The sequence below is a fragment of the Niastella soli genome, assembly GCF_017742245.1.
Taxonomy (GTDB): Bacteria; Bacteroidota; Bacteroidia; order Chitinophagales; family Chitinophagaceae; genus Niastella; species Niastella soli.
Genome location: NZ_JAGHKO010000005.1, coordinates 239,172 through 251,376 on the forward strand (window position 1 = coordinate 239,172; position 12,205 = coordinate 251,376).

The following is a 12,205-nucleotide window of genomic DNA, read 5'->3' on the forward strand; positions in this document are numbered from 1 at the left end:
GTTTTCTGCGGATTTATCTCCTTAAACTTCTAAGCTATGAACGCTGTTATGAAAGTGGCCAATGCGATACTATTAGTGTTAATGGCCATGGTGCAATCCCAATGCACCAAAACAATGAACGAATTAAAGACCGAACAATTAGCCGATCTATCCCGGCAAGTTACAGTGGCGGCCATCTCATCAGCAAATGGCGATCTGACCGATACCAATATCAAATACTTTGGCCGGTGGGATTTTAGCAGTAGTACAAGATATATAAGCAGGTGGGGCGGCGCCTATCTCAAGGTGCGTTTTACCGGAACAACGGTAAAGATAAAGCTGGGTAACAGGAGTAATTATTATGTAAAAATAGACAATGGGCCCTGGCTGAGTTATTACGGGGTAACGGGAACGGTTAATCTGACACCCACTCCCCTGGCTTCCGGAACGCATACCCTGAGTGTAGCGCAGGGAAAAGACTATGATTATATCTTTAACTTCCAGGGGCTGGTGCTTGACCCAGGTGCCACTACAGCGGCGCCACCTGTCGGTAATGACCTGGTTGAATGGATAGGCGATTCCATTACCGCAGGGTATACCAACTCACAGGCAGAAGTAAGTGACTATGCCTGGGTTTGTTCTGAAGCGATGGGTACGGAGCATACCCAGATCGCCTACCCCGGTATTTGTTTAGTCAGTGGGTTTACCACAAACCCGGGAATGGATGTCGGGTATTTTAAACTACAATCGCCCAATAATACCGCTTCACCGCCCTGGGATTTTACCAGGTATACCGCAAAATTGGTGGTGATCAATTTGGGCACCAACGATAATAATAAGAAAGTACCGGCCACTACTTTTCAAAGCACCATGACCACTTTCCTGGCCAATGTGCGGGCAAAGTATCCGGGTGCGGAGATCTTTGTGATGCAATGTTTAAAAAATGGTATAATGTCTACTCCTACCAAGGCAGCAGTGAAAGCTCGGCAGACGGCGGGTGATGGCAAGGTGATCTACATCAATACTACTAATTGGGTCACCAGCGCTGATTATAATCCAGATGGCTTGCACCCGAGTAATGATGGACATAAAAAGATTGCCAACCTGCTTAACCCGATCTTGTCGCCTTATTTAAGTTCTGCAACGCCATTTTACCTGGACCGTTGCGATGCTACAACGGGCTGGGCTTCTTCCAATGTTTTGTCAATAAATACTGCCGATAAAAAAGAAGGCTCAGGCGCGCTGCAATCAACAGGCAGCAGTTCTGATGAATTTAAAAAAGTTTTTACCACGCCGATAAGAACAGGCGCCTCAGCGGCTACCGGCTCCATACAATTTTGGTATTATGTGTCTGACGTCAGCAGGCTGAGCAGTTCCAATCAGATAGAAGTTGGAAGTGGAGGCGGGGCCAATGTAAAAGAGTATAACTGGAAGATCGGCACGCTCGTCAACGGCTGGAACCTGATCACCAAACCGATCAGTGCGGCTGGAATTACCAATGGTACGCCTGATCTGAATGCGATCAACTGGATCAGGATCTATCATGCCAAGACTGGCAGTGTTACTACACGGATTGATGGACTCAGGATCATTCCTTAAGACGGAAAACGGCAAACGGCAGACGGCAAACGGCAGAAGGCAAACGGCAAACGGCAAACGGCAGAAGGCAAACGGCAGACGGCAGACGGCAAACGGCAAACGGCAGACGGCAAACGGCAGACGGCAAACGGCAGACGGCAAACGGCAGACGGCAGAAGGCAGACGGCAGAAGGCAGACGGGCCTTCGCTACGCTCAGGTCCGTTAATTGGCAATGGGCAATCAATGTCGTTTAGTTAGGCGAAAAGGATAGCTAAATCCTCCCGATGCATCGGGAGGCCGCAGCGTGTAGCACATAAACACTGATGATAGGGGTGGATATTGATTTGTTTTAAGGAATCCCCTCCTGGGAGGGGGAGGGGTGGGTTTGCTGTGTTAACTAAACGACACTTAATAGGCAAACGGCAAACGATACCTTACGTAATTAAAAATTGGTGCCGTAAATAACGAAGCCGCCCCCAAATAGGGACGGCCTCGTTATATATGGAACATGTATACTATCTGAACAGGTCAGCGCGGATGCCTAGTTCATAGGTGCCATCGGCATAAGTTTTAATACCGCCAGTTTGGGTGGTATATAATGCCTGAATGCCAACTGTCTTTAATATTTTCACCCCTACACCGGCGGTGAAATTTTTTGAGGTCTGGTACAAGGCTGTCAGGTTAAGCAGGTTGTCGAGAAATGCCACATTAACCCCTGCGTCCACAATACCATCATTTCCTTTTATGGCGCGATAACAAACTTTAGGCTCAATGGAACTAATGGCCCCATCGGTGGTGAATTTATACGCTGCGCCGGTGAACAAGATGGTACCGCCATTAACGCCTTTGTCGTCCCCGGTGAACAGGGTGCGGGCATTGGGCAATGCAACCTGCAAAGTGAGGTGCTTATCCGTATACGCCATACCATATTCCCCTTCAAAATAATTACTGCGGTTGTTGTAGGCCGACAGCGCCGGATCGGAAATGTCGCCATTGATGTCATGATAAGACGCCCGTTGTGTGTTGATGGCTACCGATAAACCAAAATGTAATTGTTGTTCTCCGCTGGTGGTAATGGGCAGGTGATAAGCATAAGTAAATGCTACCCGCGTGCGGTTGAGCAGACCAGCTTTGTCGTTGAAGATATTCAACCCAAGTCCGGATTTTCCCAGAGCGCCATCTGCCGTGATAAAAGTATTGACCGGCGCACCATCTATATTGGTCCATTGACGGCGATGGGCCGCATTTACATGCAAACCGCTATCGATACCGGCCATGGCGGGGTTGGCCAGATACTGGTTTTGATAATACTGGGTGGCCGAAGGTTGCAGCAGGGCTGGTACACTGCTGAGGTTCTGGGCAGTTGCCTGCTGACAGCAGGCTGCCAGCAGAATACCACCAATAAATACACGGTATGTTTTCTTTATGTTCAGTTGTATGTTGAATGCGTTGCGCATAGTATGAACGATTTTAAAGTCATTTTAATAACGGTCCCTGATAATGGAGATAGATCCTTTGGCTGTTTTACCACCGCTGATGGTCAGTATGTAATAGTAAGTGCCTTCTGCCAGTGGATTACCATTTAAGGTACCATCCCACTCGTTGCTGTAATTCCGGCGTTGATAGATCAGTCGCCCAGCGCGGTCAAAGATCTTCACCTCATTATTGGGATAGCTGTCGATGTTATGAATTACCCATCTGTCATTTTTACCATCGCCATTGGGCGTTAAAATGTTGGTGGCGTCTACTTTAAAGTCTTCTACGATGGCGATGTTGATAGAAGCGGTGCTGGTACAACCGGCCACGCTTGTAACCTGTACGGGGTAGGTAGTGTTAGCTTGCGGTCTGATCTCGAGCACAGCTGTTTGCTGGCCGCTCACAATACCGGGTGTATTGTCCCAGTTGTAGCTGGCGCCGCCTGTTGCGGTAAGGCGTACTACTTCTCCTTTTGATACGGTGTTGCCTTTATCGCTGGTAAGGGTGATCACCGGTAAAGGATTCACCGTAAGGGTGAACGACTGCTGTGATTTGTCTACACCACCGTTGGCGGTTCCACCATTGTCCTGGATGGTAACCGTGATAGTAACCTGGCCTGCGGTAACAGTTGATTTCAACTTATAGCTCAGCACACCGGCATTGGTAACTGTTAACACCTCAAAGTAAGGCTGGCTGGCTGCCACCGACAGGTTGAACGTTTGGGTGGGTTCAACTGCAGAAACACCTGTTAACTGTATGGTTTGTGTACCGCCGTTGGCGCAGGTAGCCGCATTGGCTATTGGGTTAAGTGCAGGCGCCTGGTTCAATGCCAGTACATCAATGGCAATTGTGGTAGCTGCACTGGTATTCAACCCATCACTTACGGTTAACGTAAGGGTTACTGTTCTGCCACTTTGAGCATTTAGTAAAGCAAGGTTGTTTATGGTGATAACCCCGGTTGTTGCATTGATGGCAAAGGCACCACCAGATGGATCAGATGCAATGCTCCAGTTTTGAATAATCCCCGATGCATCGGTAGCCGTTGCGGTATTGATAGTAGTACCCACTGCACTATTGGCCAGAATGCTGAAGTGCTGGCTGCTGGTGATCACCGGTGCTGTTAGATCGGCTGTCAGTGATATTGTATTAGAGGCGGTATTGTCGTTATTGCCAATGTTTACCGCTGCACCTGTAGGTATATTAATATTTATAGTGCCACTGGCAATTGGTGTTACCTGTATGGTATAGGTAATATTATCGGTTGTTTGCAGGGTACTGGCCGTTCCATTGGTTGCAACAACACTACTAATGGTAAAGCCCGTTACTGGTTCACTGAATGTAATGGTAACCGGGAAAGTAGCATTCACCCGGGCTGGTGCTGTTGTGTTGATCGTTACTGAAGGACGGGCGGTATTTACGCGCACGTTTGTTGTATTGGCTACATTGTGCAAGTTAAGTACTACAGTATTGTCGGCATTGTCGACCATGGAGCCGCTGTTCATAAGCAGGCTTATGGGCACAGTAACGCCATCCATATCCATGTCTCCGTTTTGTACGGTATAAGTGAATACCAGGCTATTGGTGCCGCTGCCGCTTTTATAGAATGCATATTTAACAACCCCGCCCAGATCAATTGGCATAATTGGCGTGCCGCCGGTTGTATTTACGATCACATTTTCACTGTATACAACTGTGAAATTGAGATCGAGGCCTGCTTTATAATACCCGTCGGCTGGTACATCTACTCTGGTAACAGTTGGTGCTGTAACATCAGCCGTGAATGACAGGGTGTTGGAGGTTATGTTGAAATTGCCTGCTATATCAGTTACTGCATTAGCTTGTAATGTCACACTTACAGCTCCGTCGCTGACCGGGGTCACCAGCATGGTAAAAGTGACATTGTCTGTTGTTTGCAAATTGCTTACGGTGGCTTTTGAAACAGCAACATCTGCGATTGTTAAACCAGTTACCTGCTCACTGAATGTAAGGGTAGCAGTAAAAGGTGCATTGGCTACCGGTGTGCCTGACAGTATTACTGTTGGTGATTTTGCATCAACGAGTACGCCACTGGTGTTGCCTGCATTATTAAGGGTAAGTATCGCATCGTTGCCGTTGTCATCCTGAAGGGTGCCGCCATTAGTGATCAGCGAGCTTAGCTGTATACCATCATGGTCTTCAATTCCGACCTGTATACTATAGGCAAATGTCAGGTTGCTTGTCCCCGATCCGCCGGTATAAATGGCTCTTACAGTGGTAGATCCTATGATCACATTGAGCACCGGTGTGCCGCTTACGGTTACATTTTCAGTAAAGTCTATACTAAAGCTCAGTACATTGCGTAATTTATAAATACCGTTGGCCGGTACATTTACCTGTGAAACAGCGGGAGCTACACCATCTATTATCACAACGTTAGGGGAAGGTGAACTCAGCAATAGATTGGCGTTATTGCCAGCTGCATCCCGAATGGTACCGCCATTGAGCTGCATAGTATTGATCAGTGAAACACCATCCGCATCAAAGTCGCCGGCTTGTATGGTATAAGTAAACGTAAGTTGTGTGGTGCCGCTGCCGCCTACATAATGAGCTGGCTTAATGCTACTGTGCATTAAAATATTGATGAACGGCGTGCCAGTCACCAGTACGTTTTCATTGAAGTTTACGGTAAAATTTAACACATCGCCTATTCTGTAAGTACCGGTGGCAGGGAAGTCTACGGTAGTAACAAGCGGTGCGTTGGCGTCGTAAGTAACGGTGAGAGTATTAGAGGCCGTATTGCCATTGTTGCCGATGTTGACGGCCATATTAGCTGGCAACAGCAGGGTAACCTGACCATTCATGGCTGGTGTAACCAGCAGGGTATAAGTGAAATTGTTAATAGCATTTAGATTACTAAGGGTGGCGTTCGTGACACTGAAATCGCCCAAAGCCACACCGATTACCGCTTCACTAAAGGTGATGGTGGCTGTAAAGGGTGCGGCCTTGATTCCGGGTGGGGCCGTAATAACTACAGAGGGAGTCTGTGTATTTACAAATACGCCGCTGGTAGAGGGTACACCGTTAAGCGGGAGGTCCATATCGTTGCCTGCGCCGTCTTGTATGGCGCCGCCATTGAGGTTGAGCGAACCCAGGGTAATGCCATCCATGTCGATATCACCGGGTTGCACAGTATAACCAAATACCAGCACATTCGAACCGCTTCCACTGAGCAAATTGGCCGGCCTGGTAGTGCCGCCGATGTTCAGCTCCAGGGTGGTGGCGCCGGTTATGCTTACAGTCTCGCTGGTATGTACCCGAAAATTGAGCACGTCGCCGGCTTTATAGTAACCGTTTACTGGCACATCTACTGAAGTAACCGTTGGCACTACACCATCTATGATAATGCCGGAGTAGGAGATGCTTCCGGGGATGAGCGGAATGATCGCATTCCCCGCTATATCGCGCATACTGCCGCCATTCAGGGTTATTGTAGCGCCCGTCAGCACAATGCCGTCGTTATCAAAGTCGCCTGCTTTTACCGTGTACCGGAAAAAAGCCGTTGGTTGGGCATCGCTGGCACCCACGTCAATCATTGCCCGCTCGGGGTTGCTGCCTACATTGAACGAGAGGTAAGGTCCGGCGCTTACATTACATCTTTCGCTGTTAGCTGCGGTGAACGTAAGCACATCACCCAGTTTGTATACGCCTGATGGCACGCTGACGCTGTTCACAAACGGCCTGGTATGATCGTAGAACAGGTCGATCTTATTGGAAGCGGTATTGCCTTCATTACTGCCATTCAGTGCTGCATTCGCTTGCACCTGTATACTTACCGGGCCTTCACTAATAGTTGTTACCGTAAAGGTGTAAGTAATATTATCACTGGAGCTTAGAGAACTTACTGTGCAATTGGTGGCGCTTATACCAGTTACGGTAAAACCGTGAACGGCCTCACTAAAAACGGCAGTTCCGGTGAAGGGGCCATTGAATAACATTCCCACGGATGTAGTGAGGGTTACTGTGGGGAAAACTAAATTGTACACGGGGGCCTCTGCTTTAGTCTGGTTAATGCCGGCTAAAAAGGCAAAAACCAACAGCAGTAGTTTTAGGGATTTGGGTAACATTCTGTTCATATTTTCCTTCGGAATTAGGTGCATAGCATAGGGTTTCTGTACGCCGTATACGGCGCAATAAATGAATAGTATAGTTGTAAAGATTATTAAGTAATAGGGGCTTTACAGGAGGTATATCGGATGGCCGGGAGGGTGAGGTCCCGGTTTTGGTCACATATAGGCGGCGTAAAGGTATTAGGGAAATTTATTTTATCAAATTAAAATCGAATGCAAAACAGAATTAGTAATCACATATAAAACTTAATTACATTTATCCTTTAATTTCTTGTATATGTCTAAACTTTTTACCCCCCTTCATATAAAATCAGTACAGTTAAATAACCGCATTACCGTATCGCCCATGTGTCAATATACCAGTGTGGATGGTTTTGCCTCAGATTGGCATTTGGTGCATTTGGGCAGCAGGGCAGTGGGTGGCGCCGGACTTATTATTTCAGAAGCGACAGCTGTTTCACCGGAAGGCCGCATCTCGCCGCACGATCTTGGCATCTGGAAAGAGGAGCACCTCGAAAAACTAAACCAGATTACTTCCTTTATCTCAGCGCAGGGTTCAGTGCCCGGTATTCAATTGGCGCATGCCGGCCGTAAAGCCAGTACCAACGTTCCCTGGGAAGGACGTGGCAAAGTAGCCATTGAGGATGGAGGCTGGGAAGTGGTGGCGCCTTCTGCTATTGCTTTTGCCGACAATTACCCCATGCCTGTTGCGCTGGATGAAAAAGGCATTCAAAAGATCATCAGCGATTTTACGGTGGCGGCCAGCCGGTCATTGCGTGCCGGTTTTAGGGTGATAGAGATACATGCCGCCCATGGGTATTTGGTCCATCAATTTTTATCGCCACTCAGTAATCACCGCAAAGATCAATATGGCGGCTCTTTTGAAAACCGGATCAGGCTATTGCTGGAAATTATTGCTGGTATTCAAACCGTTTGGCCAAATGAACTGCCTTTACTGGTACGAATTTCCGCTACTGACTGGGCGGAGGGGGGATGGAATATTGAAGAATCTGTGCAATTGGCCCATATACTAAAGCAAAAAGGTGTTGATCTGATAGATGTTTCTTCGGGCGGGCTGGTGCATTACCAGCAAATTACTATTGGTCCGGCCTATCAGTTGCCTTTTGCTTCCCGCATCAGAAAAGAAACCGGGATACTCACTGGCACAGTAGGAATGATCACTACCGCCATACAGGCTGAGACCATATTGGTTAATGGCGATGCCGATATGATCATCATGGCGCGTGAGTTGCTTCGTCAACCTTATTTTGCCCTGCATGCAGCTCATGAATTACATGAAAAGGTAAACTGGCCGGTACAATACGAACGGGCGAGGTTTTAAAGTTAAAAGTTGAAAGTTAAAATTGAAGTTATTGGGTTCGTAGGTTATTAGGTTATTGAGTTATTGGGCTATTTTAGGAAAGGGGCGACTGGCAACAACGAACCAACCAATATAATAACCTAATAACTAAAAAACTAAATAACTCAATAACTAAATAACCTGCATTTTATAACCTCAACAGCTTCTTTTATAACTTATTGCCTGTTGTCTAATGCCGTCCGCCTACTTTATGCAGTTCATACTGATACGCCTTGTGTCTGGGGACAATGGGATCGTTGGTGAAGTCGGAATATTCTTTTATAAAACTGGCACCGAAGTATAAAATAAACGAGGAATAAAACATAAACAGCAGTATCAATACAATGGCGGCGCCTGCGCCATATACAATGCCGGCATTGCTGTGCCGCATCATTGCTGAAAGCACCGCTTTGCCAAAATAAAACAGCACGCCGGTCAATATGCCGCCTGTCGTTGCCACGCGCCACGACGGGCGACCATTAGCCAGGAACCGGAATAGCACAATAAACCAAACGATAATGGTGAGCACGCCAAAAAGGTGATTCAACAGGGTGCTAAGGAAAGGGCTGCCTGTTACCCCTACACTTGCCACATATTTACCGGCCACTTCCCGTGCTATAGTAATAATTTCCCCGGCAATAAACAGGATGGCTGCCGCCAATATGATCACCAGTGATTTGCCCCGCACTTTCAGGTCATAAAAAAAGCCGGTCTGCTCGGGTCGAATATGCCAGATGTCATTCAATGTGTTTCTGATAACCTTGAATAGGGTGGTGGCCACGAATATCAGGAACAGGAGGCCAATGACAGCCATGTACCAATTTTGTGCAAGATTGCGTAAGCCACGGGCTATAATTCGCAATTGTTCGGTATTGGCATTACCCAATGTGGTAGTAAGCACACTCCGCAACTCGGTGCCCACCAGTTTTTTGCTAAAGAAAATACTGAAGAACTGAAAAAGAAGCACCATTATAGGGGGCAGGGCAAAACTGGTAAAAAAAGCAGTAGCGCCCGCCATTCGCAAAGGATCGTTACTTTGCAGCCGGTGGAAGGACTCCTTTAGCAGTTTTCCTGCTACAGACAGATTCCATATGGATTTTTGTTTTGCCATCTTATGACCTTAAATTTAAGCCATAATAGATGCCCAATTTCTCTTTAAGTTGTGAATTATTTAAAACCAGTGGAACATGAGAAAGATCTTAATAATTTTTGCTCATCCGGTACTGGAAAAGTCCCGTGTGCATAAAAGACTGTTACATCATATTCCCCACCTCGACGGAATAACGGTGAACGACCTGTACGAAAATTATCCCGACTTCGATATAGATGTTACTCGCGAACAGCAATTGTTGCTGGCGCATGATATCATCATCTGGCAGCATCCGTTGTATTGGTACAGTGCGCCTGCTATGTTAAAACAATGGCAGGACCTGGTGCTGGAGCATGGATGGGCGTACGGAAAAGATGGTTATGCGTTAAGGGGTAAAAAAGTTTTTAATGTGATCTCTTCTGGCAGCAGCTTACAATCCTATCAACGGGAAGGATACCAGCACTGCACTATTACCGAGGTATTAAAACCATTTGAGCGAACGGCAGAGCTTTGCCGAATGACCTACCTGCCACCCTTCTGGGTTTCAGGAACGCACAAACTGGAAATGCCGCAGATCAATGAATATGGAAAGAGATACAACCAACTGCTGCAGCTGTTGCGGCAGGAAAATTTGAAAGATGAGGAGTTGATGCAGGCTTCCTGTTTAAACGACCTTATTGAGATCTCACAAAATAATTTGGCTTAATATGGAGCATTCATTTTTTTATAAGGCCCTGGTGTTCCTGGGGGCGGCCGTACTGTTTGTGCCGTTGGCAAAAAAGTCGGGGTTAGGTTCCGTATTAGGCTATTTGATCGCCGGTGTCATCATCGGGCCTTCCGTAATGGGATTTGTGGGCGCAGAAGGACAGGATATTATGCATTACGCAGAGTTTGGGGTAGTGATGATGTTGTTTTTAATTGGACTGGAACTGGAACCGGAATTATTATGGAAGCTGCGTAAATCAATTCTTGGCCTGGGTGGCTTGCAGGTGATAGTGACTACAGTGGTTATAGCAGGCATTGCCATGCTCTTTCACTTTAGCTGGCAACAGGCATTGGCGTTGGGAATGATCCTGTCTTTGTCATCCACCGCCATTGTATTGCAAACAATGGCAGAAAAAGGATTGATGAAAACATCCGCTGGTCAAAGTGCTTTTGCTGTATTGCTGTTCCAGGATATTGCAGTGATACCCATGCTGGCACTTTTTCCATTGCTGGCCACTACCGACATTCTGCACAATTCAAGTGATGCGCATGAAGCGGGTACCTGGGTGGATGGACAACCGGCGTGGTTGCACGCAACGATCGTGTTAGGCGTTATTGCGGCAGTGATTGCCGTGGGAAGAATTGCGGTACGTCCGTTGTTGCGGCTGGTGGCCAAAACCAATATGCGGGAAATTTTTACAGCCACCGCCTTACTGATAGTGGTGGGTATTGCCGTGTTAATGACCAGAGTGGGTCTAAGCCCGGCATTAGGGGCGTTTTTAGCGGGTGTGGTACTGGCAAACAGCGAATACCGCCATGAACTGGAAAGTGATATAGAACCCTTTAAGGGATTGTTACTGGGCGTTTTTTTTATAGCAGTGGGTGCCTCTATAGATTTTGGACTGGTATCCCAGCACTTGCGTGAAATAATAATGTGGGTATGCATCCTGATCGCCGTGAAAGCGCTGGTACTGTTGCTGCTTGGCAAAGTGTTTAAAATGGGTACGGAGCAGAATTTTATCTTCTCCTTTGGCCTTACACAGGTGGGTGAATTTGCCTTTGTATTGTTTTCGTTCTCATTTCAGCAGGGCATACTGTCGCAGGAAACCACCAATGTAATGACTGCGGTAGTGGCCATCAGTATGGGATTGTCCCCATTGATAGTGATGGTGAATGAAAAGTTGCTCCTGCCCCGGGTAGGTACAGAGGAAACCGAAGAACGGCCTGCCGATGACATTGATGAAAAGCATTCGGTGATCATCGCCGGGTTTGGTCACTTTGGAAGCACCATCGGGCGTTTTTTACGGGCTAACAGGATCCCCGCCACTTATCTGGATATGGATTCTGACCGGGTGGATGCACTGCGTAAAATGGGTTTTAAAGTGTTTTATGGGGATGTTTCCCGGGTTGATCTGCTGCAAGCAGCGGGTGCTGATAAAGCCAGGATCATTGTAATAGCGATCTCCTCACCTGAGAAAAGACTGGAGATGATCGAGACCATCAAAAAGCATTTCCCACATCTGCATATGTTGGTGCGTGCCGCCAATCGCTACGATGCCTATGATCTTATGAACGCCGGGATGCTGCATATTTACCGGGAATCACTGGATACCAGTTTACGAGTGGGGGTAGATGTAATGAGCTTGCTGGGTCATAGAAGATACACTGCCCGTCGCCAGGCTGCGAATTTTATCAAATATGACGAGGCCAATCTGAAAAGACTCTCGTCCATCAGAAACCCCGATGAGTATGTGGTAGCAGCAAGAAAATTCTTTGAAGAAATAGAAGCTACCATTCAGTCAGACCGGCAGTACCTGTTGTCTGAAGGGGATATGTCATGGGATCCGGATTCGTTGATCGAAGAAGTCCGTGCTTCCCTGCAAGAGAACCCGCAGGGGTAAGCTGGCTGG

At 47.3% G+C, this 12,205-nt stretch carries 8 protein-coding genes; 5 read left to right on the plus strand and 3 right to left on the minus strand.

All coding sequences use genetic code 11. From position 1 onward, the window contains the following. Positions 1-36: 36 nt before the first annotated feature. Both J7I42_RS21495 and J7I42_RS21500 read left to right on the plus strand, forming a co-directional pair. The gene (locus J7I42_RS21495; protein WP_209140930.1) at positions 37-1,578 is read left to right on the plus strand and encodes an SGNH/GDSL hydrolase family protein; all 1,542 of its coding nucleotides are present in this window, start codon (positions 37-39) and stop codon (positions 1,576-1,578) included. Continuing rightward, a complete protein-coding gene (locus J7I42_RS21500; RefSeq protein WP_209140931.1) occupies positions 1,556-1,816 on the plus strand; it encodes a hypothetical protein in 261 nt (86 codons plus the stop codon). The genes J7I42_RS21495 and J7I42_RS21500 overlap by 23 nt, the downstream gene beginning before the upstream one ends. Positions 1,817-2,073: 257 nt before the next feature. Here J7I42_RS21500 and J7I42_RS21505 read toward each other — a convergent pair whose 3' ends face one another. Beyond that, positions 2,074-3,015, minus strand: coding sequence for a PorP/SprF family type IX secretion system membrane protein (locus J7I42_RS21505; RefSeq protein WP_209140932.1), 942 nt, complete (start codon positions 3,013-3,015; stop codon positions 2,074-2,076). Positions 3,016-3,039: 24 nt separating this feature from the next. Beyond that, a complete protein-coding gene (locus J7I42_RS21510) occupies positions 3,040-7,146 on the minus strand; it encodes an Ig-like domain-containing protein (RefSeq protein ID WP_209140933.1) in 4,107 nt (1,368 codons plus the stop codon). A 271-nt stretch (positions 7,147-7,417) separates the two neighbouring features. On the opposite strand from J7I42_RS21510, the gene J7I42_RS21515 reads away from it, so the two are divergent. Then, complete coding sequence (locus tag J7I42_RS21515) at positions 7,418-8,482, plus strand: NADH:flavin oxidoreductase/NADH oxidase (protein ID WP_209140934.1); 1,065 nt, start codon at positions 7,418-7,420, stop codon at positions 8,480-8,482. A 208-nt stretch (positions 8,483-8,690) separates the two neighbouring features. Here J7I42_RS21515 and J7I42_RS21520 read toward each other — a convergent pair whose 3' ends face one another. Beyond that, positions 8,691-9,611, minus strand: coding sequence for a YihY/virulence factor BrkB family protein (locus J7I42_RS21520; RefSeq protein ID WP_209140935.1), 921 nt, complete (start codon positions 9,609-9,611; stop codon positions 8,691-8,693). 76 nt (positions 9,612-9,687) lie between these two features. Between J7I42_RS21520 and J7I42_RS21525 the strand changes: the two genes are divergently transcribed. Together J7I42_RS21525 and J7I42_RS21530 are read left to right on the plus strand one after the other, a co-directional pair. Continuing rightward, positions 9,688-10,296 carry an NAD(P)H-dependent oxidoreductase gene (locus J7I42_RS21525; RefSeq protein ID WP_209140936.1) on the plus strand — a complete coding sequence of 203 codons (609 nt, stop codon included), beginning with the start codon at positions 9,688-9,690 and terminating at the stop codon, positions 10,294-10,296. A 1-nt stretch (position 10,297) separates the two neighbouring features. Next, positions 10,298-12,196: a monovalent cation:proton antiporter-2 (CPA2) family protein gene (locus J7I42_RS21530; protein ID WP_209140937.1), complete on the plus strand. Its 1,899-nt coding sequence runs from the start codon at positions 10,298-10,300 to the stop codon at positions 12,194-12,196. Positions 12,197-12,205 lie beyond the last annotated feature (9 nt).

Coding starts and splice junctions, on each gene's coding strand:
- J7I42_RS21495 (WP_209140930.1), top strand. CDS start 37: ATGAACGCTGTTATGAAAGTGGCCAATGCGATACTATTAGTGTTAATG.
- J7I42_RS21500 (WP_209140931.1), top strand. CDS start 1,556: ATGGACTCAGGATCATTCCTTAAGACGGAAAACGGCAAACGGCAGACG.
- J7I42_RS21505 (WP_209140932.1), bottom strand. CDS start 3,015: ATGCGCAACGCATTCAACATACAACTGAACATAAAGAAAACATACCGT.
- J7I42_RS21510 (WP_209140933.1), bottom strand. CDS start 7,146: ATGAACAGAATGTTACCCAAATCCCTAAAACTACTGCTGTTGGTTTTT.
- J7I42_RS21515 (WP_209140934.1), top strand. CDS start 7,418: ATGTCTAAACTTTTTACCCCCCTTCATATAAAATCAGTACAGTTAAAT.
- J7I42_RS21520 (WP_209140935.1), bottom strand. CDS start 9,611: ATGGCAAAACAAAAATCCATATGGAATCTGTCTGTAGCAGGAAAACTG.
- J7I42_RS21525 (WP_209140936.1), top strand. CDS start 9,688: ATGAGAAAGATCTTAATAATTTTTGCTCATCCGGTACTGGAAAAGTCC.
- J7I42_RS21530 (WP_209140937.1), top strand. CDS start 10,298: ATGGAGCATTCATTTTTTTATAAGGCCCTGGTGTTCCTGGGGGCGGCC.